The organism is Candidatus Nanosynbacter sp. TM7-075 (assembly GCF_022828255.1).
GTDB lineage: Bacteria > Patescibacteriota > Saccharimonadia > Saccharimonadales > Saccharimonadaceae > Nanosynbacter.
Genome location: NZ_JAJQJW010000002.1, coordinates 1 through 25,062 on the forward strand (window position 1 = coordinate 1; position 25,062 = coordinate 25,062).

Here is a 25,062-nt window from a genome sequence, read left to right on the forward strand (position 1 = left end):
GCATAATGCCTTTCTGCGGGCTGTTTTCTTTGCATAAAAAAATCGCCCAAAATGGGCGATTATCACTTGACATTACGCACAATTAGTTGTATTATACTAACAAGCTTTCGCGACTTGTCAAAGGGCGAAAGTAGCCCTTGGTCGCGAGTGAAGAGCATCTCTCTAAGGAGGTGATTTTATGTTCACTGTTATCATGGGCGCCCTCTTCGTGTTCCTGGCTGTGCTGTTCCTTTTTGGGGGACAAAACTAGGTGGAAAGAGGGAGGGCTGTAAAGCCCGCGGGAAGGAAACAGCTTGCCTAGAAGGCTGTAAAGCCTCGGCATAATGCCTTTCTGCGGGCTGTTTTCTTTGCATAAAAAAATCGCCCAAAATGGACGATTATCACCTGAAGCTGCCTCTGGTACCGCGGGCCGGACTTGAACCGGCACGAGCTATTGCTCACCAGATTTTGAGTCTAGCGCGTCTACCAATTCCGCCACCGCGGCACAAGAGAACGCTCCAAGCTACCGTATGATTGTAACACAACTAGCAAATTCTCACAAGCACGACTTTTATTTGATATCAATTTGACGTATAATGAAAGAAGTTATGTATCCGACGGATGATCAATCAAACGGTCGAGTGGGCATGCCGGTATCAGATCAGCGCCGATCTCTCACGCCGCCAACTCGCGACTCAGCAGCCTCACGAAATGCCGCTGCTGATGTTATTCGTGGGCAGCTTGACGCTATTTATTCCAGAACAGAAGAGCAAAATTCTGCGCCAGAAAAAGCTCAGCCGCAATCATTTTCCGATCAATTACAGCCCAAGCCCGAAGTCAGGTCAGAACAGCCTAAGATACAAATAGCCAAACCTCAGCAAATTTCAACAATGCCACAGCCAGAACTAAAAAAAGACTCTGCTAATCACGCTATGCGGACGGCACCGATTACCCAAACCCAGATTCAGCCAAAGCCACAAATTAACAATTCCGCTCCCGTAAACCAAACCGCTCAAACTCAAAATTCAACCATCCACACTCAAGTTTCAGCCGACCAATGGAAGCAATACCACAGCGCTTGGCAGAAATATTATCAGATGTATTACGAGCGTTACTACGCTGGCGACATTGCGGCAAAAAACCGTGAGATTTCTCGATTGACGAAGGAAAGTCAGAATATCACGCCAGTAATCAGCGAAGACGAGCCTCTGGACCCACAAAAAGCAGCTATAAAAGAACTCCGCAGTCAAATTCAGCAAAAGGTTCGCGACTCCGCAAATAAGGTGAAAAAATCCCGACATTTCGTTCCGGCGATTGCCGGATTATCGGTGCTATTAGTCTTCATGTTTTTGCAATATAACCGCGTTATTTTCGGCGCGGTCGCAGCTTACACAACACCTGGCGCAATTAACCCGCAAAACATCATCGTTGACGCCTCCACTGACGTAACTGTCGGACCTGAACCTAGAATTATCATCCCAAAGATTAACGTTGACGCGCCAGTTATTTACGGCGCCGCCAGCGACACAAAATCGCAATCAAAAGCCATGGAGAAGGGAGTAGCTCACTTTTCAATTCCTGGCGCCAGCGCCGTGCCAGGCGAAGTCGGAAATGCCGTATTTGCCGCTCACTCCAGTAACGATGCTTTTGCTGGTGGCGATTATAAATTCGTCTTTGCTCAAAATGAAAAGTTGGTCAAGGGCGACATTATTTACATGAATTACAACGGGAAACGCTACACTTATAAGATAACTTCAACAGAAGTTGTTATGCCGACCGAAGTTTCAAAAGTTCAGATTAACACAGATAAGCCAATGCTGACACTTGTAAGCTGCGTGCCTTTAGGAACCGCAGAAAAGCGACTTCTTATCTTTGCAGAACAAATCAGCCCAGACCCAAGCAAAGCTACCACGACTTCTTCAGAATCCAGCTCAAATCAACAGCAAAGCAACAAATCAAATATCCCAGGAAAACCCGAGCCGACTTTGCTTGAGAAATTATTCGGCGGTCGATAAATTATCTATTAATTGAACAGCCCAACAGATCCATTGTCCATATTCATTTTACTCAGGACAAATTTTCCAGAAGCGTTGGTCGTCAATCCGTAAACGTATCGCTGATTCGAGGACAAAACAGAATCCAAACCAGGCTTAACGCTTATCAATGTATGAGCGTTCGTGCCGTCAAACTCGCGAATCTCCATTTTTCCCGACGCAGAAACGCTACGAATATAAAAATTGTCAAGCCACTTCACTTCCTGCGCCACGCCGATATTAAACGCGCTCGACAGTTCTTTACGCTCCAAATCGTAAGTCTGCAGTACCGCGCTGTTTTGTGTCACGATAAATCGCCCAGCATTATCCATCATTACGTTAGCAATCGCATTATCAGTCTTAATGATCTTCGCCGTTTTCAAGAACTCTTTTTGGCGGTCCTTAGAATCTGAAATGTCGCCTCTGTAAATTGTCATATTTTTGCCATCAGTCAAAACTACAGTGTCTTTATTGAAATAGCGAGAAATTCGAATTACCGGGGTAGAATCAGCAGCAAAAGTGCCGATCACAAACAGCTCTTTCCAATCTCGTTTCCAAATTCCTGCCACTTTTTTACCGTCAACAACAGCCAGGTAGGACAAACGATCGTCGCCGTAAAGCTTGAAAGATTCGACGCCAGTCAAGATTGGGCTGGAAATTGTCGAGCTATCAAGATCAACTCGTCTCAATTCGCCAGTTTCCTGCAAGGCGTAAGCCGTGTGCGCGCCAGTCCCCGCAAAGCCGATTTGCTTAATTCCAAAACCGGTCATCGCCGTTACGTCAATAATTTTCTCTGGATTTTCTCTATCAAAAACCAACCACTGCACGCCCGTAGCATTATTTTCCGTTGGATACGAATGCTTCACTAGCGCGTAACGAGAATCGCGGTCCCACTCCGACACGGTAAACGTATGATTATCAGAGGACAGGGAATAGCCAGTCAAAACGCTCGTACTTAACGCATGCTCCGTGAACTTTTCCTTATCTTTGTTCGTGTCGCGAATGTCGCCAATTGTCAAAATCGGAGTTTTATCCTTAACGCCAAATCCCATCAAGAAATTACCAGCTGGCGACAAAGAAACAGATTGCAATGAGTCAAACGTTTTCACCTCGGTGGTTTCGCGTTTTGTCGGAATCAGCCTGGCGTAATTCAAATTTGTCACTGTATCAGATTTAATATTTAGCGTTTTTTGCCACGGTTCGTATTTATCCAATTTCATCGAAAAAGTGTGCTTGCCAGGAAGAACGGTGCTTTTCGTTGGAGTGCGGCGCAGCTCCATATCGTCAACATAAACCAGCGCCCCGCCAGGATGTGATTCGTATTGAACAAGTCCAGTCTGTTGCAATTCTTTCGTATTTGGATCAAACGTATAGCCGAGCATTCTAAACGTCAAAAACGTAAGAAGAATTATAAGTGATAATGTCATCAGCGTGTACACAAAGGTCCGCCGCGCGAGCTCTTTAGTGCGATTCTTTTTCTGGTACATAATTACGGAAATTATAACATATTTTTACACTTGAAAAAACCTTAGGCGATTTGTAATATAATATATAGTAATAAACATTAGGGGGATTAATGGCAAGTAAAAACTACGTGGTTATCAATGGACGAGCTTACAATACTATTACCGGAATGGTAATGGATGATATTAATATTGAAAAATCTGAAATAGAAAAAGAACAATCAATCGGTAGGCGCGGTACATCTGTATCAAATATTCACGCCGCACACGTTCAGAAATCCAGCACATTGAATCGTCGGCACGTTAAAATGCCACAGCGTACGCCATTGGCTGCCAAACCCCAGAAAGCTCGCGTCGACGTGAAGCAACATGTCGCCGTGAAGAAGTTTTCTACGTCAATTGTCAGCAAGCCAGCTCCTCAGAAAATTGCTATTAACCGCCCAGCCGAGACTCACCCCGTTACTCGTCGCGCTCAACAAAGACCTCTTAGCGTCAACACTAAATTGCGAAAAGAACGCCAGCCTCTGGCTATGAATAACAATCCGCTTGTCGCCGTCGCTCCGCAAAAAATAGAAAAGCCAGTCGTAAAAACCGCTCATCAATTGAAAAACGAAGCGATTGAGAAAGCTTTGTCGAATGAGATTATCAGCAATAAAAAAGCACGTCGACGCCAGAAAAAGGGCGGCGCATTACGTTGGTTGAATACGTTTTCTGTGGGATTTGCAGTGATGCTGCTCGGTGGCTATTTAACATATCTGAGTATGCCAAATATCTCTATAAAAATGGCAGCCGTTCAATCAGGAATTGACGCCAAATATCCAGGCTACAAGCCAGACGGCTATGCGCTGAACGGACCTATCAAATTCAAATCGGGCGAGGTCTCTATGAAATATGCCTACGCCGACGGAAGTTCAGGGTACACCATAACTCAGCAAAAAAGCGGTTGGAATTCATCAGCAGTGAAAGAATTCTTCTCTGAAAAGCACAAGAATCCAAACACCACGATGATCGACGGATTGACAATTTACAGCGGCGGGAAAGAAGCGGCTTGGGTGAACGGCGGAATCCTATATCAAATCAGCGGCGACGCGAACCTCTCAAGCAGTCAAATTGAAAAAATCGCCACTAGTCTGTAACTCATCAGATAACGTGCTATAATTTACTCATGACTATTAGAACTCGTTTTGCGCCAAGTCCGACTGGCTATATTCACTTAGGCAACGTTCGCACCGCGCTATACACATACCTTGTTGCCAGAGCGCGTCAGGGAAATTTCATCTTACGCATTGAAGACACGGACCAAGCTCGGTTCGTCGAAGGCGCGGAAGAAATGATTTTGGAAACCTTAAATTGGCTAGGGCTAAATTGGGATGAAGGACCAACTCTTAACAATCCAAAAGAAGAGTCTGGCAATTTTGGTCCATATCACCAAACAGATCGCCGCGACATTTACATAAAGTGGGCAAAGAAAATGATCAGCGAAGGACTAGCTTACGCCGATCCGTACACGCCTGAAGAAGTGCAAGTTTTCCGCGACAAAGCCAGGGCTGAAAAGCGCGCATTTTTATATCGCGACCATCGTCCAGAAAATCCGCCAGAGTGGCAGCTCGGGATGCCGCTGCGCTTCAAAGTTCCGGAAATTAAGCGATATTCTTGGAAAGACGCCGTTATGGGTGAGTTGTCGGCTGGCCCAGAAGCTTTGGACGATTTCATTCTGATCAAAGCAGACGGTCTGCCAACCTACAATTTTGCACACATCATTGACGATTTCGAGATGCAAGTCACACACGTGATTCGCGGCTCGGAATATATTGCAAGTACACCTAAATATCTGTCGCTTTACGAGGCGCTTAAAATTACACCACCAATTCTGGCGCACGTGCCACACATTATGGCGCCATCGGGAAATAAAAAACTTGGCAAGCGTGACGGTGCTAAAAGCGTAACTGAGTATCGATCAGAGGGAATTTTGCCAGAAGCGATGCTTAATTTCTTAGCGCAACTTGGCTGGAATGATGGCACGGAACAGGAAATTTTCAGCAAAGCCGAACTGATTGAAAAGTTCTCGCTTGATCGCGTTCAAAAATCTGGCGCACGCTTTGACGAACAGCGACTCATTTGGCTGAATGGTCAATGGATCCGCTCGCTTAGTTTGGACGATCTTTATTCTCGCTGCCAATCATTCTGGGGCGAAGAAGCCAAAAACGCCGATGAATCGTATAAAAAACGCGTTCTAGAATTAGCGCAAGATCGCTTGAAGACATTACAGGATTTGCCAAAATTAACAAGTTATTTCTTCGTCGAGCCTGAAATTGACACGGAATTAATTGACGGAAATAAGCAACTTCGCAAATTAACCGACGACGAACGACGAGAGTTATTGTCAATTGCTCGTCAAGAATTCGAGAAAATTACAGACTGGACGCCAGAAACAATTCAGAATTGCCTTAATGAATTACTGGAAACGACGGGACAGAAGCCGGGGATTTTGTTTAGTCTGGTGAGAATTGTGACAACGTGGGCGCCGTTTAGTCCGCAACTTAACGACACACTGGCGCTAATTGGCAAGGAAAAAACTCTGCAAAGAATCGATAATTATCTACAAAAATAGTTTATTCGTGCGCCGAAAATGCTATACTAAGCATAAGCATGAATGTTGAAAAAATAGATAAATCAGGACAAAAAAAGAACGCTCGCTGGGAGTCGTTCAAAGAATGGGTAAAAAAGCATATTCTGGCAATCGTACTCGTGGCGAGCGCGATGGTTATTGCTGGAGTTTTCATAATTGCAATTCACTCCATAAAATACGAGCAGACTGCTAGCGTGGAACTGAAATTGCCAACTAAAAAACCTGCGCCGAAGAAGTTTTATTCGCCGCTAACTGGCGTGGAAATCGCGAACGAAGCCGCCGCGAAGCTACCTGTAACTGGCGTGATGATCGAGAATAGTCCAGCCGCCAGACCACAGTCAGGGCTGAAGAAAGCTGGCGTGGTTTATGAAGCCGTGGCGGAGGGCGGAATTACTAGGTTTTTGGCTCTGTATCAGGGAGAAAAGCCTGCGTTGATCGGCCCAGTACGAAGCTTGAGATTATACTATTTGAGCTGGGCGGCGCCATATCAAGCATCAATCGCACACGTTGGCGGAAGCCCCAACGCTTTATCTCAAGTCAGAAACGGCAATTATCGCGACATCGACCAGTTCTTTAATGATGGATCATATTGGCGATCTCGCGACCGCTACGCGCCGCACAACGTCTATACTTCAGGAGAAAAACTTGACCAATTGAACAGCGCAAAAGGCTATAACAATTCCGAATTCACCAGCTTCGCGCGAGTAGACGGCAAGCCCGTAGAATCACCAAATGCTACATCTGTAAACATAAATCTCAGCGGCTCACTCTACAACACCTCATACGCTTACGACAAGGCATCAAATTCTTACCTCAGGAGCATGGCTGGCGCGCCACATAATGATAGAGAGGGCGGGCAAATTGCTCCAAACACTGTTGTAGCTATGGAAGTGGACGTTGAAGCTCGGGCTCAAAATTACGATGGCTACGAAGACGTCAAAACGACAGGATCCGGCAAAGCTTACATTTTCCAAAACGGCGCAGTCGCCACTGCCACTTGGTCAAAAGCGGACATAAATTCGCCGCTTAAATTGACAGACGAATCTGGAAAAGACGTCGCCTTAAATCGCGGACAAACATGGATTGCAGCCTTCACGCCAGGAAGGGGAAGTGTTTCATGGCAATAGATCCGGCATCTAAAACCCTGCGCGAGTACAAACAATATTATTGTCGAAAAGTCATATTAGTCTTACTGTCAGCGAGCGCCTGCATCATATTAGGACTGGGAATCGCACTACACTTCACGGCAATTTCCATATTCCAGCTAAATTTCTGGATCATTATTTTAATTACCGCCATCTTACAAATCCTATTTTCAATTTCTATCGTTAAAATCATCGCCGCGCCGCTCAATAAAATTCTGGCAGCACTCTCTCATAAAATTGGCGAACCGACGACCGACACTCCGCCAAATCCTAACGACAAACGCTACGAAAAAACCGGATTTAAGACTGCGCTTCAGGCAATTTATGGCGATTATCAGCCAGAGCAAAAACCAGCTAGCGACAACGACAAGCCAAAAATCCCGCTCACTCAAGCCCTGAATCAAGCCAGTACTGGCGTCGTGATTCTTAATTCCAATCAGAAAATTATCTTCGCCAATTCCGCCGCCCCGATTTCCAGGAACGCAAAAGGCGAGGATTTTCTGGCGCTTGATTTTATAAACGAGCCGAGCATTTCCGATTGGCTTCACGAAATCTCCAATGAGAAAATTAAAGCCGAGCGTCGCTGGCAACGCATTAGCACCAACCCTGATATAATCCAAAAAACGCGGATCTTTGATATCGTGGCTTCATTTGAGAAAGGCGCCACCGCCGAAACTGTCATTTTTCTCATCGACAAGTCTAAAGGATATTTGCCAGAAGAAGAGGACCTCAATTTTATCTCATTTGCCGCTCACGAGCTCCGCGGACCGATTACAGTTATTCGTGGCTATCTGGACATTATCAACGAAGAGTTTGCTGGACGCTTACAGGGCGATGAAAGGCAACTTCTTGATAGGTTGGTGGTTTCGTCCAACCGCTTGTCTAGCTACATTGACAACATTCTTAATGTTGCCAGATACGATAGGCACCACTTGAAGGTTTATCTGCTGGAAGACACTGTCGCTAATATTTACGCCTCGATTGCTGATGATATGCAACTTCGTGCCTCGACTCAACACAGAATGCTCAGCGTCAATATTCCAGACGACCTCCCAACCGTAGCCGCTGACCACGGAAGCATCGGGGAAGTGATTGGCAATCTAATTGACAATGCCATTAAATACAGTTTTGAGGGCGGGTCCGTAACCGTTTCCGCGGAGAAAAAAGGCGACTTCGTGGAAGTGTCCGTCGCCGATAATGGGATTGGTATGCCGGCGAATGTCGTGGACAATTTGTTCCATAAGTTCTATCGATCGCACAGATCACGCGAAGCCGTGGCTGGGACGGGAATTGGGCTTTATATTTGCAAAGCCTTTGTCGAATCTCACGGCGGCTCGATAATCGCTCGATCCCGCGAAAACGAAGGCTCGGTTTTCTCGTTCACTTTGCCAATTTATGCTACAGTTAAAGATAAATTGTTAGAAGACGGGCAGTTGAATAATCAATTGATACGAAAGGGTGGCGGCTGGATAAAAAATCACGCTATGTATAAGGGCTAGGAGGAATTATGATAAAGACAATTTTATGCGTGGAAGATGACCGATTTATTGGCGAAATGTACGTCAGAAGTCTGCAAAAAGCGGGATATGACGTGACGTGGGTGGTTGACGGGAATGACGGGCTAGTGGCGGCACGCAACCAGAACTTTGACTTGATAATCTTAGATTTGATGCTACCAGAGCAACGCGGTGACCAGATTTTAGACGCACTGAGAAATAATAATGTCGATTTGGTTCCGAATAGTAAGATTCTGATTATGACCAATTTTGAGCAGGATGAGGCTTCACGAAAATCCGTCATGAGTCGTGTTGACGGATATCTAATTAAGGCTGACATTACGCCGCGGAATTTGATAGATGTCGTCAAGCAGATGAGTAGCGACAACTCTTAGCACAATTCATAAAAAGCCATAGGATAAATAAAAAACGCAAAGTCGGCAAACGCTTTCCTTAAATTAGACAAAACTAAAGCGCAAAGATAGCTGAAAGAATGCTAGAATGAGTAATATGACTACAATCGACATAAATCTTTCGCAATATCCAGACAGATTTAAGGATGAGAAAATATCTTTCACAGAAGGTAAGCCCGCTTTTATTTTTGGCAGAAATGGCACCGGTAAAACCACTATAACCAACGCCATACTAGAACAGTGTAAAGATTCTTATGACGTGAGAGTATTTAAAGATTTTGAAAATGTTGCCGAGAATAAACAGCTGAACGCAATAGCCCTTGGAGAGGAAAACTCTGAAATTCAAGGTAAAATCAATGATCTAAACAGAAAAATTGATGAATTAAACGAAACAATAATAGATGACGACATTAATTATAATAATAACCTATGTGCAGAATTTAAAAAGTCGGAAAGCTCCTATAGCGAATGCAGTAATAAAATAGAGAAGTTCTTTACCAATAGTGCAGCACAGATAACCAACAAGTGTAATCTTGGACGGAATTATAACAAGAATAATTTTAAAAATGATATAAAATTAAATCCAGTAGAGTTAAAGGAAGATGAGCTAAAAAATAATAATAGTATTATCAAAGAGGATAAAAAAGAAATAGTCAATCTGTCACCAATTGAAGACTATGAGCTAAAAAAGATTCTTACCTCTGCAAATGAAATTATTCGAACAGAAACACCCCAACCGACCAATCTGCCAGAGCTATCAGACAATCCTGATAAGCAAAATTTTGCAAGGCAGGGCATGAAACTTCATGAGCCGGGAGACAAGTGTTCTTTTTGCGGATCTATTTTTGAAGAAAACCGTTGGAGCGAACTAAGCCGGTTCTTCAATGAAGAGCTTGCAAAAACCGAAGAACGCATAAATCACGAACTTGACTACATTTCAAAAATCGAGAAGCAAATAGATGAAATTAAGCGCATTGAGCCGGAGATGTTCTACGAGCATTTATTAAAAGAGGTGTCGGAAGTTAATAACCTTATTACATCTAGAGTAAATGAGATAAAGATTTTTCTGTCAATAATAAAAGGCGCTTTATTAGAAAAACAAAAATCCCCCTTTGTTAAGCTTGATCCAATAAAGGAAGATATTCCCAAGAGCTTTGAAGATATTAATAATAGAATAAAACAGCTAGTCGATGACGCGAATAATTTCACAAACGAAATCTCGGAAAGGAAAACAAAAGCAGAAAAGGCTATTCGCTTGAGCTACGTCGCACAACTCCTCAAGGAATTCGATTACACAAAAAATAACGAGCAGCTATCTATATTAAAATCCTTAATGGATAGCAAAAAAGAAGAAATTGAAAAAATAAAAGAAGATATCCGAGGGAAGAAAGAAGATATAAAAGACTTAATTTCAAAAACAAAGAATGAGCAGTTGGCAGCAACAAAAATAAATCAGCTGCTAAAACAATTCGGCATTAATTCTTTTTCTCTCGAGCTGGTGCAGAATCCAGACAATAAACAAAAAGGTCAGTATCAAATTCTAGGATATAACGGTAAATTAAGAAATGTCGAAAATCTTAGTAGAGGAGAGATGAATATTGTAGCCTTCCTCTATTTTATCTTTAAGCTTGACGAAGAAGGAGACAGCAGCAATCCAAGGATAATTATTTTCGACGACCCAATGACAAGCAATGATGATGTTACACAGTATCTAATGATATCTGAACTTCAACGCATTTATTTAGCTATGATAAATAAGAAAGGCTATTTCATAGTCCTTACTCACAACTGTCATTTCTACTTAAATGTCAGGAAAAGCCAAGAAAAATTTTACAAAAAATACGACAATATTCATCTATTATCAGACGGAAACAAAACATCCATACAGCCAATTAGAAAAGGAGACTGCGATCTCCATACCAGCTACGAGCTACTATGGATAGAATTAAAATTCTTATACGTCGAGAACAAGCCAGCCTTAATGATTAGCTGCTGTAGGCGTATATGTGAAACATTCGAAAAATTTAACGGGATAGAAGAATTTTACAAAGGCAGTAATAAAAGTGCAAAAAAACTATTTGATGTCAACGTTCATTCTATTGATGACCTAGATAGCGAGCAGATCGGCAAGACGAAAGAAGAAATAATAGAAATACTAAAAGAACTGTTCCGGTCTAATAACGCAGAGGATCACTTTACTAAATATTGGGAGCAAGATGATAGCTCTAATAATATCCGCTGACTGCAAAGTCTGTATTTATACAAAAAGTTGAAGAATATTGAGAATTGAAGCATATTACTTCACAAATTAAAAAAACACCTTCATGTAGATGTTTTTTAATAAATTAACTATTCTTGGTGACCCCACCGGGAATCGAACCCGGGTTGCCAGGATGAGAACCTGGTGTCCTAACCGCTAGACGATAGGGCCGTAACTCCATGGATTATACCATGAAAAGGGAATGCTTGTCTACTTTTCCGCATCCATACAACCTCTACATCATATTTATCACTTGAGATTTTCCTGAAAATTCGCCATAATAAAACTATGAAAAAGGGCGGGATTTACTTTAAGCCTCACGCAATTTCCAGATTTTGGTTAAGACGATTGTGTGAAGTGGCATTACTGAGTTGTTTCACGATCATTCTTTTATATGCATGGGCGCGATTTATACCGACCGGTTATCAATTGCCAATCGGATTATCTGTCTCAGACTTGGCGGCTGGCGTAGCAGGAATCGGCAGCTTAATTGTGCTGATTTTATGTTTTTGGTTGCCCAGAAAACACGAAACTGGAATCGGAATTTTTGTATATTTATTAACCGTAGCCGTCGCCGCAACCACCATAATCACCAGCGGCGGAGTCGTTTCACCATTCCTAGTTATGTGGATTATCGTGGCAATTTTCGCAGGATTTTTCGGCGCAATAATCTTAGGAATAATGGGGCTTTTGGTTATTTTGCAAATTATAGCCACCAGCATTCAACATGGAATAAACGTGCAATTCATCATCGGCTACCTATTCTTTGGATTTTTGCCTTTGGTTTTTAGCCTCGTTCTATGGATTCGCCGCCAAAAAACTGACAACAACACATCCAGCTTGGAGAATAAACTTTCCGCAGTTGAGAGCAAGTCTGACGTAGTGATCAATGCCATCGACGACGGCGTTCTGGCTATTTCCAAAGACGGCAACATCGAACTGATAAACCCATCCGCCCAGCAAATCATCGGCTGGGACCAAGGCGACGCACTCGGACTCAACTGGAAAAGCGTCTTAAAACTCGTTACCTCAGACGGAAAAGACGTAGAGGACCTCGAGAATCCAATAGTCCAATCTTTATCAAAAAACCAGCCAACACACAACGATAAATTATTCCTATTGACCAGCTCTGAAAAACGCATTTTAGTGTCAATCGTCAGCTCTCCAGTCGGCACGGACGGCGAAGGAATCATCGTAGTTTTCCGCGACATCACCAAAGAAAAAGCCGAGGAGCGCGAGCAAGCCGAGTTTATTTCCACCGCCAGCCACGAGATGCGCACGCCAGTTGCATCAATTGAGGGCTATTTGGGTCTGGCGTTAAATCCAGCCACCGCTCACATCGATGAGAAAGCCCGCGATTTTATTACCAAAGCCCACGAATCAGCGCAACATCTGGGACGATTGTTCCAAGATCTCCTCGACATTAGCAAAGTTGAAGACGGGCGAATGAAAAATAACCCGAAGATCATCAACGTAAACGAATTTTTGAAGGATATTTTTGATGGTTTAGCGACAAAAGCTAGCGAAAAGCAGCTCAATTATATCTTTATGCCAGACATAATTGATGAAGGTAAAGAGAAATCATTGCAGCCGATTTTTTATGCCAATATTGACCCCGACCATTTTAGGGAAGTTGTTAGTAATTTAATTGAGAATGCCATCAAATACACGCCGTCGGGCGAAGTTGTCGTCAATGTTACCGGCGACGATAAGCAGATTTCTGTAAGCGTGAAGGATAGCGGCATTGGCATTCCAGCCGAAGATATTCCGCATTTATTCCAGAAATTTTATCGGGTGGATAATTCTGACACGCGAGAAATTGGCGGAACTGGCTTGGGGCTATATTTGAGCCGCCGCTTAGCCGAGGCGATGTCTGGAAACTTGCGAGTTGAAAGCAAATATAAAGAGGGGAGTACGTTCTATTTGGAGATTCCTCGTATGAATAGCTCGGAAGCCAAGCAGCGATTAGAATCTGCAGAAGCTGAAAGTCCTAAAGATTCAACGCCAGATTCTACCGTTCCAGAAGAAACTGAAATTGCCGCAGAAGAGAAGGCGGAAGATATCACAACTGAAAATAATAGCGAAATTGTCGATTCAAATCCGGCCGCAATCGCAACTCCAGAGAACCCAGCTCCAGCCGTGTCTACAGTCCCGACGACCCAGCCAGAAATTCCACAACCAGTCAGAAATTCTTCCGAGCCGACGCTAGCTGAAATTGAGGAAGAATTGCGAAGAAAACGCCAGCAATTGTCCATACCTGACCGTGAATAATAACCATAAGGGCTATGGATTTTTTGTCAAAACTTCAGTATAGTATAAACATATGACAAAAATTTTATTGGTTGAGGACGACAAAAGTTTACGCGAAATTTACGGCGTACGACTTTTGGCGGAGGGCTACGATATCGTTTCGGCGGGCGACGGCGAAGAAGCTCTGGCTATGGCAATTAAAGAACGTCCGCGATTAATCTTAAGCGACGTGATGATGCCGAAAATCTCTGGCTTTGATATGCTGGACATTTTACGCTCAACGACAGAAACAAAAGACGTTAAAGTTATTATTATGACCGCGCTGTCCTCAGAGGACCAGAGAAAGCGCGGCGAGCAGCTTGGTGCTGATAAATACTTGGTGAAGTCTCAGGTGGGAATAGAGGACGTTGTGAGAGCAGTTCACGAAACCTTGGGAGACCTTCCGGGAGTCGGCACAAATCCAGTGCCAGTTTCACAACCAGCTCATACATATGAGCCAGTCACTACAGCACCTCAACCAACTCCAGCAGCGCCGCAGCCAGTTACTAGACCTGATATTTCTTCATTGTCACCGCAACCAGCCGCCCCCGCTGCAACGCCAACAGCTTCTTTAGTAAATCCGCTTATGCAGCAACACCCGCAACAGGCATTCGCGCCGGCGCCACAACCGCTACCTCAGCCAGCACAGACTCCAGCACCACAACCAATTCCAACACCGCAGCAGCAGCCGACAACCCTGCCGCAGCCTATGGCGCCATTTTCATCGCCCGCACCACGACCATCAGGACTTGGTGACCGCATTATTCAACCTTTACCAGCTGACGATTCTCAGAATTCGGTAGACATCTCTAAACTTATGGCAGAAGAATTAGACAACACGCAGAGAATTTCTCAACCAACTCCAGAGCCTCAACCAGCGCAAGCTCCAGCACCACAATCGATTCCAACGCCGCAGCCACAACAGCCAACGCCAAATCCTATTGAGCAAGCTAGCGCAATACCTCCCGTCCAAGCGCAGCCTCAGGAGCAAAACATTCCACATCAACTATCAGAAACTCCTCAGCCGACACAATTTCCACCGATAAATCCGCAACAATGATAAGCCCAGACACAAAGCAAGAATCTTGGCGCCTCAACAAATTCGTGGCGCTGTGCTTGGGCGTTTCCAGGCGGAAGGCCGACGAATTGATAGATAAGGGAAAGATTACTATTGACGGTCAGCCCGCCAGATTGGGTCAGCAAATCTCTGACGCAAATAAAATTTCCTATAACGGCAAATTGCTAGAATTACAATCCAAACAGCTCATCATCCTACATAAGCCGACTGGATATCTTTGTTCGCGCGCTTCTCAGGGCGGCGTTCCGACAATCTACAAATTGCTACCAAAAAACCTTCACCACTTAAAACCTGTTGGTCGCCTGGATAAAGACAGCTCCGGGCTGATTCTCATGACGAACGACGGCGATTTTGCGCACAGCATGACACACCCCTCGTTTTATAAGATTAAGCGATATCTCGTTACAATCGACCAGCCATTGCAACCTCTACACCGCCAAATGATTAACGATTTTGGCGTGCAGCTTCCTGACGGACGCAGTCAATTGACACTAGAAAGACAGCACGAAGGTGATGATTGTCGCTGGATAGTGGAAATGAGCGAAGGGAGGAATCGTCAAATTCGGCGAACTTTCGATGCGTTAGGCTACACTGTTAAAAAACTCCACAGAACAAACTTTGGCAATTATTCGCTCGGCGACCTCAAAAGAGGCGAATGGCGAGAAGAGAAATTCACGAATTCATAATTTACTCCGCGGCTCTTTACATTTTACGTTAAATATTGTAATATAGCTTTTATGCTAAATTTGACAGAAAGTGTAATTGTAAAATGGAAACGCTAGGGCGCGAATCTGAGCCTTTGCCCTCAGAAAAACTAAGAGCAGTCATACACAACCTTAAGGAAGAAAGATCGGATACCATAGAAAAACTGTTCTATGAGAAGGATAAGTCCAACATTTTACCAAAACTCCTAGAAAACCAAATCTACGCTTACATCGAACTTATTAAAGAGATTGAGAAACACACTACGAAATTTGAATATCCTATATCTGTAGCGTTCAAAGACGACAACAATAACGTTTACTATTGCATAAATAACCCCGAAGAAAATTGCTACATAACACTTTACTCAGACCCAATCAATGAAGAATCTCCAAGAGCCTACATCCATAATTACGCCAGAGAATATAATAGCGACAGCAGAGAATGTACACTCGCCGTAGCCGAACCTAAGAAGTTCGTAGCAAAAAACAGCCTGAGATGTTTTGAGGATTTCCTGAAAATAGTCCACCCATGCGAGGCTTACATAAACAGTGTAATAGCCAAAATGCCCGAAAACTGCTATAATATATAATCATGTCTAAATTACCAACAGTCGCTATCATCGGGCAAGCCAATGTCGGCAAAAGCTCACTATTTAATCGCTTGACGCGCTCTCGCACGGCCATAGTCGCCAGGGAAGCTGGAACAACTCGCGACAACGTTGTTGGTAAAGTCTCATATAAAAGACGCAACGTCGACTCTACGCCATCAGATGACTATTCACAATTTTGGCTCATCGACACAGCCGGACTTAAAACTGCCGAGGACGAATTTGAGGCGACCATTCAGGACCAAATTGCTGACGCATCTGCCGCCGCTGATGTAATCCTCGTAACTGTCGACTCCACTGCATATCCTTCCGACGCTGATCGCCAATTAGCCAAAAAAGCCCTAAAAAGCGGCAAGCCAGTCATTTTAATCGCCAATAAAGCAGACTTAAAAGGCTCTCTTCCTATCGACGAATTCAAACGACTCGGCATTAAAAACATCATAAAAACTTCCGCCGAACACAGCATTGGTATTTCGGAGCTTCTTGACAGCATTGCCGAACTTATTCCGCCAGCCACCGAAACCGCGCCTGACGACATCATTCGCGTCGCGCTAATTGGTCGACCAAACGTCGGCAAAAGTAATTTGTTCAATACTTTGGCGGGCAAGCAGCAAGCCATCGTCGCCAACGTCGCCGGCACAACTCGCGACGTAAACCGCGTTCAAGTTCGTTATCACGGTCAGACGATTGAGCTACTCGACACCGCTGGAGTTCGCCGCCAAGGGAAGCAGGAAACAGGAATTGAAAAGTTCTCAGTTCTTCGCACAATGCAAGCCATCAACGAAGCCGACGTTTGTCTGCTTCTTATGGACGTCAATGAGCTTAACGTTCAATTGGATCAGCGCCTAGCTGGAATTATTGACGAGGCGGGCAAGGGGCTTGTTCTGGTCGTCAGCAAATGGGACTCCGTCGAGGGGAAAGACGCTTACACACACGATGAAATTGCGCCACAAATCAGCTATAATTTCAAGTTCACGCCGTACGCGCCGTTAATATTCACCTCTTCCGTCACTGGGCAGAATGTCGCCAAGTTATTCGACCTAGCGCTTGATATTTATAAACGCCGTCGCCAAGAATGTAAAACTCGCGCCTTAAACGACATTTTACAGAAAGCCATCGCCGCGCATCCACCAGCTGGTCTGAAAAACTCGCACCCGAAACTGCGCTACATTGTCCAGACTGACGTTGCTCCGCCGTGGTTTGTTATTTACGGTAGCAATCTGAAATTTGTCCACTGGAGCTATAAACGTTATCTGGAGCGAACTTTACGCGAGGCTTTCAATTTTGCAGGAACGCCGATTAAAATGTCTTTCCGTGACGAAAAGCAATTAAAAGCCAATCGTGAACGCGTTGCTCGCGGTCTGGCACCAGTCACCAAAGCCTACAAGCAGGCCAAAAACGCCGAAAAACAGCTATAAAACCACATTTTTTGACAAATTCTCTTGACATTTTGAACTATTAGTGATAGTATATACACTAGCTTTCACAATGTGTGTTAGCTTGCGTCAAATCGACGCACAGTTCTGCGGAGAGTTTATTTCTCCGCCCGACTCCAGAAGAGGAGTTATCATGGGAGAGCAGATGCTCAAAGCAATGATGATCATCGCGCTTGGGATGGTCGCTGGAGCTGGCCTCGCGGGAGGTCTCGCAGGAGGCCTCGCAGGAGCGGTCGTAGGTAAGGCAACGGGAGTTCCCGTTGTCATAACTGCTCCAATCGGAGCAGCTCTCGGGGCTGCAGCGACTGGTACCGCCGCGTACCGGCGCATCTGGTACGGAGGCAAGAGGGACAAAAACCCTGCTGACGATCAGTAAGCCCGCTCGAAAATAGCTCGCTCGAAAATAGACTCAATTCGGTCAAAAACGCATGTTTTGCATTTCCTGGATTGAATCCAGTTTTCGGCTTGAGCACGTTTTCGAGCGGGCTATTTTCTTTTATAGTGAATCTTAGCTGTATCCGCTCCATAGATACATACCTATGCCGATGAGTCGGAAACGACGAAAGCGAACTTTATTCAAACATCATCAATTGCGCCGACAGAACTTCACGCGTAATTTCGTCTGCACGTTCACCAATTAGCACAATTTTTGCTGACTCTTCCGCCGCAGAGTTAGCTATTTGAATCTGATTTTCCGTTGCCTCCAAATGATGCCGCGCGCCATTATCATCAATAAAACAGCCCTTCATTCGCCTGAGTTTATAAGCATCAAAAAGTTCCGGCCAAATTTTTTCCAGAGTCGCCGCAGCAATTTTCATACCAGAAACATCCAGCACAGCATACGTCGGATTATCCGGCACGACTAGCTCACCATCGTACGTATCAAAAAACGTTAGTAGCCCCGACGGCGTCGTCATTTTATTGATATCAAATCTGCCTCGTGGCGCACTCAGTATTTTTCCGTAAGGCAGAGAACTCAGCTTGGACTCATATTGCAATCGCTCGTCGTCACCTAGCAAATCTTCTTTGGTCACTAAAATCATATCCGCCGCTTGCAACTCAATTTCATGCGCCGGCTCAATTCCGCGCAAAATCTCATGTGCGTCAATAACATAAAAACTCTGCGCCAACTCGTACTTATTGAATATTTGTGCATTAATCAATTTCTCAACCAAATTCATCGTTCGCGCCACGCCAGTAGCTTCGATAAACACTGGGGCGGGGGAATTGCGGCAAAAGTCGAGTAGCATCCGCGTCAATGCATGCTTCGACGAACAACAAACACAATCGCCAGCCAAAGTCGTCACAATATCTGCCAGCTTTTCCAATCGATAACCGTCAACATTTTCATTAGCATATTCATTCTCAATCACCCGAGAGCCATTATAGTCACTTTGTTGCAATAAGAACTCAAGAACACTAGTTTTCCCAGCGCCCAGCGACCCATTCACCAAATATAGCGGAACTTTATCGATAATCGCTCGCCCATCATCAAACGGCGCATTAATGCTAAATTCCAAATCATCGTCGCGTTTTGCCATATGCTTATTATACGTCATTTTCACAAGGTGATATACTAAGTCTATGAAAGTCATCTTAGCATTGGGAAATCCAGGCGAAAAATACACAAACACGCGGCATAATGCTGGGTTTTTGGCTATTGATAAATTTGCCTCAGAGAATAATGCAGTTTTTTACAATAAGCCAAAATTTTCCGCTGATATTGCCGAACTGAATATTTCTGGAGAAAAAATCCTGCTGGTTAAGCCAACTACTTTTTACAACGAGGTCGGAATTTCCGCCCGAGCAATCTTAGATTTTTACAAATTGACATTGGACGATTTACTAATTATTCACGACGACACGGCACTGGATTTTGGTAAAATTCGAACTCGCAAAGGCGGACGAGACGCGGGCAGCAACGGATTAAAATCCCTTCACGCTCACGTCGGATCAGACTTTTGGCATATTCGTATTGGCACAGATAATCTGCTCAGACGTCAAGTCGGTGACGTAGATTTTGTACTAGGCAAGTTCAACTCAGATGAGCAAAAGATTCTCCAAAGCTGGATATTGCCCGAATCAATTAACTTGGTCGAGAAGTTTATTAACGAAACTATTGAGCCGTTCAGTATAAAATATTAAACCAGATTCTAGCGTCGTTTTCGCGGCACAATTTTTGAAGCGCCGTTCTTCAATTGCTCTTCGGCTTGATGCAATTTTGTAGCCGCAGCTTCTTGCAAATTGATCGATCGGGCTTCCAATATACTGCTGCCGACCGCCAGACTCACGAACAATAAGCCCAAGCCGCCCGTCGCCCATTCCGGCAATTCCAAGTGGAATAATTTGGCAATCATCATTACGCCGAGCGCCATAATTGCCCAGTGAGCGCCATTTTCCAAATATTTATATTTACTAAGCGCGCCTGTTCGTAATAAATATACGGTTAGTGATCGAACCCAAATCGCTCCAGCGCCCAGTCCAGCCACGATTAGTAGCACGCTGTTGGTAATGGCGAACGCACCAATCACACCGTCAAAACTAAAGCTGGCGTCCAAAATTTCCAAATATAACAAGCTAGCGAACGCCGCCCAACCGGTTTTAACCTTAACGGATTTCGCGTCATCTTCATGGAAAAATGACCCAAATAGCTCCAGTCCGATATGCAATACAATTCCAAGAACCGCTGAAATCAACACCAAAGATTTATGCGGCGCCTCGACCGTAAAATACAAAACAGCCGCCACGCTAAGCATTATGCACACCTTAAAATTCTCAAATCGCCCAGCCTTCGCCAAGATCGGCTCAACATGCCGCATCCAGTGAACACGCTTGTTGTAATCGATGAAATAGCTAAGCCCAATCATAATCAAAAACGCACCACCAAACGCGTCAATCATCGGCGACGCCTCGTGCAGGATTTTGCCGTACTCAACAGGTTTATGAAGCGCCAGATTGACAACATCCATAAACCCGTGGCCGCTCGCAATCATCACGATAGCAATTGGCAATATAAATCGAACGACAAACACCGCCACAAATATGCCAGCCGTCAGGAAGACCTTCTGCCAAACTTGACTCATTCCCGCCAAAACCTTGCTATTTATCACCGCGTTATCGAAGCTAAACGTAACTTCCAAAACCACCAAAATAGTAAATAGCCAAAGACCGCTAACGCCCATATGGCTAAAAATCAAACTACCCAAACCTAAGGTTAATAGGACTGAAAACCAGAAAATCCGAAACGGATGATGTGAATGTAAAAGATGTTTCATATTGATTTAGTATAGCATAAGCATGGAGTATAATTTTATATATGGCACAAAAATCGCCAGATGGTCGCATAAAAAAGTTTTTATCAGCCAACAGCGAATTGATCGGTTGGGTGGTTTTTGGCGTCCTTATAATTTCTATTTATCAATTCAGCTCACGATTCGGCGTTATGTTATTAAACGGAGAATTTGCAGAATGGTGCAATAAATTACTTCCGTCATTACAAGATTTCATCACGCTGACGCTAAGCGTAATTGTCGAGGCGGCTCCATTCTTAATTTTAGGAATTATCATATCCGCGTTTATCAGGTACTTTTTATCATCAAAAGACGTTTTCAAAATATTGCCAAAAAACACCTTTCTCCGACGAATTGCGCTCTCTATGATCGGGCTAATTTTACCTGTATGCGAATGCGGTAACGTACCAATTGCACGCAGCTTAATAGCAAATGGACTGAGACCTGCTGACGTTATTAGTTTTCTTTTCGCCGCGCCAATCCTAAATCCGATAACCATAATTTCAACCATGACCGCCTTCAGTTTTGACACCCGAATGGTTTGGTGGCGAATTATTTTTGCGCTAATTATCGTACAAATAACCGCTTTTATCGTCGGCTTTTTTAAGGAAGATTCCATTGTCAATCCAGAGTTTGAAAAACTTTGCCACTCTCATAATCACGGTTCAAAATTGTCAAACCTATTCAGCTCATCACGTAATGAATTCTGGCAATTATTTACTATGTTGGTCTTAGGCGCTAGCATCGCAGCCGCCACACAAATCTTCGTTCCACGATTCATCATAAACGCTGTCGGTGGCGACATTTTCTTATCAGTCATATCCATGATCACGCTAAGTTTCGTCATTTCGATATGCTCCAGCATCGACGCATTCTTCGCATTGGCTTACGTGCGAAATTTCACAACAGGCTCAATTTTATCTTTCTTGATATTCGGACCGATGATAGACATTAAAATGATTACGCTATTAAAAACAACTTTTCGCTGGAAATTTATTGCAACAATTACCTTAATTGTATTCGTCTTATCTCTAATTGTCGGGCTGGGAGTTAACTTATATGTACGCTAACTTTGCAAAATCAATTGGCGGAATTATCATTTGTGCATATATTTTGCTATTAGCTTGGCGTGACCAACTCGGCTTTTACATTCATCCACGCTATCACACATTCGCGGTTATAATTAGCGTAATCGGCGTTATACTTTTGCTTATTGATATAATGTTGCAATTGAAAAATAAACCCGCAAAAGACAAATCTAGAATTAGCTTGAAAAAAATTACTCCGATATCTTATTTTGCAATAATTATATTATCAGTCGGATATATATTGCCACCAAAACCACTTTCTCCAAGCAGCCTCGCGCAAAAAGAAAGCCCTGTAATTATTGATCCCGAAAGCCGCTGTGAAACACCTCAGCCGAAAGAGAACTCTTCTACAATCTCAATAAATCGCTGGAAAACCGCCATAAATTCTTGCAAAGAGGCTGCTTATTTTAACGGCAAAGATATCACCGTAACCGGCTTCGTTTCAAATGATCTGTTAAAAAACTACGGCTATAATTACTTCAATATTGCCAGATACGTTATAAGTTGCTGCACTGTTGACAGCGTGCCTATGAAAATCTTGGTCGAGAAAAACTTTTCGACAGACTACCCAGATGGAACATGGCTAATCGTCAAGGGTAAATTGTCGCAAAAAATCGTTAATAGCCAAGCCGAATACGTCATAACCGACGCGCATATCACAAAAATCAGCCAACCCAAATATCCTTATGAATTACTCGGACTGTAAGTCTATTGCACACTTGTTGCAATAAGTTATAAACTATTGATAGCACTATGCTAAATGAAATATTTGAACACCACAATCTTCGCCTGACAAAGCCTCGCCAGCAAGTATTTGATATTCTGCGAAATTCAGACGTACCTCTTACAGTTGGCGATATTGCGAAAAACTGCAAAAACATTAACCGTGCCAGCATTTACCGTACGCTGCTAATGTTCGATAATCTGAACATTATAAACACCATAACTATTGGCTGGAAGAATTATTACGAGTTAGCGGAACCGTTTATACCACATCATCACCACCTCTACTGCATAAATTGCCAAAATGCCGAGCCTATACAATCACAAGAACTCGAAAAACTCATAGATCTCATCGGTAAAAAACATAATTTCATAGTCACAAAACACCACTTTGAGCTGGAAGGTATTTGCGAAAAGTGCCGATATATTATAGAAAATAAATAATTTTTCCCAACAAAAAAGCGCCAGGTAAGGGTGGGCATCACCTGACGCTTTTTTACCCTTCAACCCACCCGAGCTACCGTATCAGTGAAGCGTCGCGACTAAAACTCCAAAAGTCCGCGCCTGATGACTATCAATACAATTTCGTACTCACATTAACAGAGGTCGCCTTTGAAAAAGGGCAGTTAAAGGGGTTAGTATGCGCGTAACGTTGAACCGCAAAAAGTGGAGGGTAAGAATACTTAATGCCATTGCGCGCAACCTAACATATAGTTAGAATAGGGGGTATAAGGTGCGTTTGGTTAATGATTACTTAACCAATCGTCCTTGATTATAGCAAACATTTGACAAAGTGTCAATACTTTTTACCACATTTTTTATGGAAATCAATAGAATTACACCAGATAAGCATATTTTCTCCCAGAGATTAGCGCATATTGCTAATCCACCAAAAAGCTTATGTTATATGGGAAAGTTGCCAGAAACAGAGGCGCCAGTTGTATCAATCGTCGGGTCCCGTAAGCCGTCTGCCTACGGAAAAGAAGTGACCGAGCGATTAGCAACAGATCTAGCAAAAGCCGGATGTGTAATCGTGAGTGGGCTGGCGTTAGGCGTGGACTGCATTGCCCAAAAAGCTGCGATTGAAGCTGGCGGAACGGTCGTGGCGGTCGTTCCAAACGAGCTTCCTGATATTTCACCGCGGGCCAATTATCAATTAGCCATGAGCATCATAGAGCAGGGTGGCGCGGTCGTTTCAGAATGGATGAAGGGCGATAATAAAATAGTTAATCGTTGGAGTTTTCTGGAGCGCAATCGTTTAGTTAGTGGGCTAGCTGACGGAATTATTATCACTGAAGCCGCCGAGCGAAGCGGCACATTAAACACAGCCTCGCACGCACTAAATCAGGGAAGAGATTTGTTTGTAGTTCCCGGAAACATAACCAGCCCGTTGTCGGCAGGTTGTAATACTTTATTAAAGCAAGGGGCGTATTTGGTGACGGACGCCGACGATGTTTTATCAATCATCGCGCCAGAAAAATTGCAAAAAGACAACGGACAGGAATTAGCGACCAGCGCAACAATTGAAGAAGCTATTATCATAAAACTCATCTCAGAAGGACTTCGTGACGGCGACGAAATCCAACAAAAATCAGGATTATCCGCGTCAGATTTCGCCACGGCGTTAACCATGCTGGAAATCAACGGTGTGATTAAGCCACTCGGAGCAAACAACTGGACATTACGATAATATTGCTATTTTGACAAATTGATGTTATTATGCGGACTATGAAAAAAGCCCGAGAAACATCTCCTACCGTCCGTAAAGTCGCCAAAGACGTTTTTACCATCCCTAATTTTATAAGCGTGACTGGCGCCGCTTTAGCGATACACGGATCTGAGGAAATCGATACACCCGAAGGGCTGGCGAAATGCGCGGTCGGGCGATTAGCTGACGTCTTGGACGGCAAAGTAGCACGCATGACAGGGCAGACCAGCAATTTTGGAGCAGCCTTAGATGCCACAACAGACAAAATAGTTATGGCAAAAATTCTCTATGAAATGTATAAAAAGGGGTTGGCTCCAAAGCATGTTCTTGGCATTGTTGCGCTACTAAACTCGATAAACGCTGGGGTTACAGGAATTACCAATTTACGTAGTGACAAGAAAGCTGAAACTCGACCGACCAAATCAGGAAAACTAGCCATGGCAGGAGAAACAGTTACTTTGATATCTTATATTGCCGCCCATGTTGCCGAGCAGGATAAAAATCCAAAACTCGCCAAACTTCTACGCAAACTAGGAGCTGCAGCATTCGCCGCCTCGCTTCCGTTTGCCGTACACGCAACACACACCTATATAAAGCGAGCAATTAACGGCGACGTGAAAAAAGAAAAACCACGCCAAATAATAGACGCCAATCGCAGCTTCAGGTCAATGGAAATGCTCCGTCGCCTCAGTGGTCGCTCGTAATAATTCACTTTGCGGT

General features: G+C 43.9%; 22 protein-coding genes and 2 tRNA genes. 19 read left to right on the forward strand and 5 right to left on the reverse strand.

What is annotated here, in order from left to right:
• Positions 1-397: 397 nt before the first annotated feature.
• Positions 398-484, reverse strand: a tRNA-Leu gene (locus LRM42_RS01550).
• 91 nt (positions 485-575) lie between these two features.
• Between LRM42_RS01550 and LRM42_RS01555 the strand changes: the two genes are divergently transcribed.
• Positions 576-1,994 carry a sortase gene (locus tag LRM42_RS01555; RefSeq protein ID WP_243816482.1) on the forward strand — a complete coding sequence of 473 codons (1,419 nt, stop codon included), beginning with the start codon at positions 576-578 and terminating at the stop codon, positions 1,992-1,994.
• Positions 1,995-2,002: 8 nt separating this feature from the next.
• Here the strand turns inward: LRM42_RS01555 and LRM42_RS01560 are convergent, their stop codons facing one another.
• The gene (locus LRM42_RS01560) at positions 2,003-3,499 is read right to left on the reverse strand and encodes a PEGA domain-containing protein (RefSeq protein WP_243816483.1); all 1,497 of its coding nucleotides are present in this window, start codon (positions 3,497-3,499) and stop codon (positions 2,003-2,005) included.
• An 89-nt stretch (positions 3,500-3,588) separates the two neighbouring features.
• Here LRM42_RS01560 and LRM42_RS01565 point away from each other — a divergent pair, with 89 nt between their 5' ends.
• From LRM42_RS01565 to LRM42_RS01590, 6 genes are all read left to right on the forward strand, one after another.
• Complete coding sequence (locus tag LRM42_RS01565) at positions 3,589-4,611, forward strand: DUF4367 domain-containing protein (protein ID WP_243816484.1); 1,023 nt, start codon at positions 3,589-3,591, stop codon at positions 4,609-4,611.
• A 29-nt stretch (positions 4,612-4,640) separates the two neighbouring features.
• Positions 4,641-6,086, forward strand: coding sequence for a glutamate--tRNA ligase (gltX, locus tag LRM42_RS01570; RefSeq protein ID WP_243816485.1), 1,446 nt, complete (start codon positions 4,641-4,643; stop codon positions 6,084-6,086).
• 38 nt (positions 6,087-6,124) lie between these two features.
• Positions 6,125-7,231, forward strand: a complete 1,107-nt coding sequence (locus LRM42_RS01575; protein WP_243816486.1) for a DUF3048 domain-containing protein — start codon at positions 6,125-6,127, stop codon at positions 7,229-7,231.
• On the forward strand, positions 7,222-8,748 hold the full coding sequence (locus tag LRM42_RS01580) for a sensor histidine kinase (RefSeq protein WP_243816487.1): 1,527 nt from the start codon (positions 7,222-7,224) through the stop codon (positions 8,746-8,748). The genes LRM42_RS01575 and LRM42_RS01580 overlap by 10 nt, the downstream gene beginning before the upstream one ends.
• A gap of 8 nt (positions 8,749-8,756) precedes the next feature.
• The gene (locus LRM42_RS01585) at positions 8,757-9,140 is read left to right on the forward strand and encodes a response regulator transcription factor (protein WP_243816488.1); all 384 of its coding nucleotides are present in this window, start codon (positions 8,757-8,759) and stop codon (positions 9,138-9,140) included.
• 115 nt (positions 9,141-9,255) lie between these two features.
• Positions 9,256-11,400 (forward strand): AAA family ATPase, encoded by a 2,145-nt coding sequence (locus LRM42_RS01590; RefSeq protein WP_243816489.1) that lies wholly within the window; start codon positions 9,256-9,258, stop codon positions 11,398-11,400.
• Between the two features lie 114 nt (positions 11,401-11,514).
• Here LRM42_RS01590 and LRM42_RS01595 read toward each other — a convergent pair.
• Positions 11,515-11,589, reverse strand: a tRNA-Glu gene (locus LRM42_RS01595).
• Positions 11,590-11,706: 117 nt separating this feature from the next.
• On the opposite strand from LRM42_RS01595, the gene LRM42_RS01600 reads away from it, so the two are divergent.
• The 6 genes from LRM42_RS01600 to LRM42_RS01625 all read left to right on the forward strand — a co-directional run bounded on the left by LRM42_RS01600 (position 11,707) and on the right by LRM42_RS01625 (position 17,909).
• Positions 11,707-13,689 carry an ATP-binding protein gene (locus LRM42_RS01600; RefSeq protein WP_243816490.1) on the forward strand — a complete coding sequence of 661 codons (1,983 nt, stop codon included), beginning with the start codon at positions 11,707-11,709 and terminating at the stop codon, positions 13,687-13,689.
• Positions 13,690-13,741: 52 nt separating this feature from the next.
• Positions 13,742-14,767 (forward strand): response regulator transcription factor, encoded by a 1,026-nt coding sequence (locus LRM42_RS01605; RefSeq protein ID WP_243816491.1) that lies wholly within the window; start codon positions 13,742-13,744, stop codon positions 14,765-14,767.
• Complete coding sequence (locus tag LRM42_RS01610; RefSeq protein ID WP_243816492.1) at positions 14,764-15,471, forward strand: pseudouridine synthase; 708 nt, start codon at positions 14,764-14,766, stop codon at positions 15,469-15,471. Before LRM42_RS01605 ends, LRM42_RS01610 begins: the two co-directional genes overlap by 4 nt.
• Before the next feature lie 83 nt (positions 15,472-15,554).
• Positions 15,555-16,079 (forward strand): hypothetical protein, encoded by a 525-nt coding sequence (locus tag LRM42_RS01615; protein WP_243816493.1) that lies wholly within the window; start codon positions 15,555-15,557, stop codon positions 16,077-16,079.
• Positions 16,080-16,081: 2 nt separating this feature from the next.
• Entirely contained in the window at positions 16,082-17,515 is a 1,434-nt protein-coding gene (gene der / locus LRM42_RS01620; protein WP_243816494.1) for a ribosome biogenesis GTPase Der, read from the forward strand.
• A 151-nt stretch (positions 17,516-17,666) separates the two neighbouring features.
• On the forward strand, positions 17,667-17,909 hold the full coding sequence (locus LRM42_RS01625) for a hypothetical protein (protein WP_243816495.1): 243 nt from the start codon (positions 17,667-17,669) through the stop codon (positions 17,907-17,909).
• Between the two features lie 196 nt (positions 17,910-18,105).
• Here LRM42_RS01625 and LRM42_RS01630 read toward each other — a convergent pair whose 3' ends face one another.
• Complete coding sequence (locus LRM42_RS01630; RefSeq protein ID WP_243816496.1) at positions 18,106-19,074, reverse strand: GTP-binding protein; 969 nt, start codon at positions 19,072-19,074, stop codon at positions 18,106-18,108.
• A 43-nt stretch (positions 19,075-19,117) separates the two neighbouring features.
• On the opposite strand from LRM42_RS01630, the gene pth reads away from it, so the two are divergent.
• Entirely contained in the window at positions 19,118-19,678 is a 561-nt protein-coding gene (gene pth / locus LRM42_RS01635; RefSeq protein WP_243812473.1) for an aminoacyl-tRNA hydrolase, read from the forward strand.
• Positions 19,679-19,686: 8 nt separating this feature from the next.
• On the opposite strand, the gene LRM42_RS01640 is transcribed toward pth, so the two are convergent.
• Positions 19,687-20,808, reverse strand: coding sequence for a DUF475 domain-containing protein (locus tag LRM42_RS01640; RefSeq protein WP_243816497.1), 1,122 nt, complete (start codon positions 20,806-20,808; stop codon positions 19,687-19,689).
• 41 nt (positions 20,809-20,849) lie between these two features.
• Here LRM42_RS01640 and LRM42_RS01645 point away from each other — a divergent pair, with 41 nt between their 5' ends.
• From LRM42_RS01645 to LRM42_RS01665, 5 genes are all read left to right on the forward strand, one after another.
• Positions 20,850-21,893 (forward strand): permease, encoded by a 1,044-nt coding sequence (locus LRM42_RS01645; RefSeq protein WP_243816498.1) that lies wholly within the window; start codon positions 20,850-20,852, stop codon positions 21,891-21,893.
• Positions 21,883-22,617 (forward strand): TIGR03943 family putative permease subunit, encoded by a 735-nt coding sequence (locus LRM42_RS01650; RefSeq protein WP_243816499.1) that lies wholly within the window; start codon positions 21,883-21,885, stop codon positions 22,615-22,617. The genes LRM42_RS01645 and LRM42_RS01650 overlap by 11 nt, the downstream gene beginning before the upstream one ends.
• A gap of 47 nt (positions 22,618-22,664) precedes the next feature.
• Complete coding sequence (locus tag LRM42_RS01655) at positions 22,665-23,078, forward strand: Fur family transcriptional regulator (RefSeq protein WP_243816500.1); 414 nt, start codon at positions 22,665-22,667, stop codon at positions 23,076-23,078.
• A gap of 376 nt (positions 23,079-23,454) precedes the next feature.
• Complete coding sequence (dprA, locus tag LRM42_RS01660; protein ID WP_243816501.1) at positions 23,455-24,324, forward strand: DNA-processing protein DprA; 870 nt, start codon at positions 23,455-23,457, stop codon at positions 24,322-24,324.
• Between the two features lie 38 nt (positions 24,325-24,362).
• Positions 24,363-25,046 (forward strand): CDP-alcohol phosphatidyltransferase family protein, encoded by a 684-nt coding sequence (locus LRM42_RS01665; RefSeq protein ID WP_243816502.1) that lies wholly within the window; start codon positions 24,363-24,365, stop codon positions 25,044-25,046.
• Positions 25,047-25,062 lie beyond the last annotated feature (16 nt).

What these genes read in the sequence shown, in the direction of transcription:
- LRM42_RS01630 (WP_243816496.1), bottom strand. Translation starts at nt 19,074, where the DNA reads ATGGCAAAACGCGACGATGATTTGGAATTTAGCATTAATGCGCCGTTT.
- gltX (WP_243816485.1), top strand. Translation starts at nt 4,641, where the DNA reads ATGACTATTAGAACTCGTTTTGCGCCAAGTCCGACTGGCTATATTCAC.
- LRM42_RS01590 (WP_243816489.1), top strand. Translation starts at nt 9,256, where the DNA reads ATGACTACAATCGACATAAATCTTTCGCAATATCCAGACAGATTTAAG.
- LRM42_RS01575 (WP_243816486.1), top strand. Translation starts at nt 6,125, where the DNA reads ATGAATGTTGAAAAAATAGATAAATCAGGACAAAAAAAGAACGCTCGC.
- LRM42_RS01655 (WP_243816500.1), top strand. Translation starts at nt 22,665, where the DNA reads ATGCTAAATGAAATATTTGAACACCACAATCTTCGCCTGACAAAGCCT.
- LRM42_RS01645 (WP_243816498.1), top strand. Translation starts at nt 20,850, where the DNA reads ATGGCACAAAAATCGCCAGATGGTCGCATAAAAAAGTTTTTATCAGCC.
- LRM42_RS01610 (WP_243816492.1), top strand. Translation starts at nt 14,764, where the DNA reads ATGATAAGCCCAGACACAAAGCAAGAATCTTGGCGCCTCAACAAATTC.
- LRM42_RS01625 (WP_243816495.1), top strand. Translation starts at nt 17,667, where the DNA reads ATGGGAGAGCAGATGCTCAAAGCAATGATGATCATCGCGCTTGGGATG.
- LRM42_RS01585 (WP_243816488.1), top strand. Translation starts at nt 8,757, where the DNA reads ATGATAAAGACAATTTTATGCGTGGAAGATGACCGATTTATTGGCGAA.
- der (WP_243816494.1), top strand. Translation starts at nt 16,082, where the DNA reads ATGTCTAAATTACCAACAGTCGCTATCATCGGGCAAGCCAATGTCGGC.
- LRM42_RS01600 (WP_243816490.1), top strand. Translation starts at nt 11,707, where the DNA reads ATGAAAAAGGGCGGGATTTACTTTAAGCCTCACGCAATTTCCAGATTT.
- LRM42_RS01640 (WP_243816497.1), bottom strand. Translation starts at nt 20,808, where the DNA reads ATGAAACATCTTTTACATTCACATCATCCGTTTCGGATTTTCTGGTTT.
- LRM42_RS01665 (WP_243816502.1), top strand. Translation starts at nt 24,363, where the DNA reads ATGAAAAAAGCCCGAGAAACATCTCCTACCGTCCGTAAAGTCGCCAAA.
- LRM42_RS01555 (WP_243816482.1), top strand. Translation starts at nt 576, where the DNA reads ATGAAAGAAGTTATGTATCCGACGGATGATCAATCAAACGGTCGAGTG.
- LRM42_RS01650 (WP_243816499.1), top strand. Translation starts at nt 21,883, where the DNA reads ATGTACGCTAACTTTGCAAAATCAATTGGCGGAATTATCATTTGTGCA.
- pth (WP_243812473.1), top strand. Translation starts at nt 19,118, where the DNA reads ATGAAAGTCATCTTAGCATTGGGAAATCCAGGCGAAAAATACACAAAC.
- LRM42_RS01605 (WP_243816491.1), top strand. Translation starts at nt 13,742, where the DNA reads ATGACAAAAATTTTATTGGTTGAGGACGACAAAAGTTTACGCGAAATT.
- LRM42_RS01615 (WP_243816493.1), top strand. Translation starts at nt 15,555, where the DNA reads ATGGAAACGCTAGGGCGCGAATCTGAGCCTTTGCCCTCAGAAAAACTA.
- LRM42_RS01580 (WP_243816487.1), top strand. Translation starts at nt 7,222, where the DNA reads ATGGCAATAGATCCGGCATCTAAAACCCTGCGCGAGTACAAACAATAT.
- dprA (WP_243816501.1), top strand. Translation starts at nt 23,455, where the DNA reads ATGGAAATCAATAGAATTACACCAGATAAGCATATTTTCTCCCAGAGA.
- LRM42_RS01565 (WP_243816484.1), top strand. Translation starts at nt 3,589, where the DNA reads ATGGCAAGTAAAAACTACGTGGTTATCAATGGACGAGCTTACAATACT.
- LRM42_RS01560 (WP_243816483.1), bottom strand. Translation starts at nt 3,499, where the DNA reads ATGTACCAGAAAAAGAATCGCACTAAAGAGCTCGCGCGGCGGACCTTT.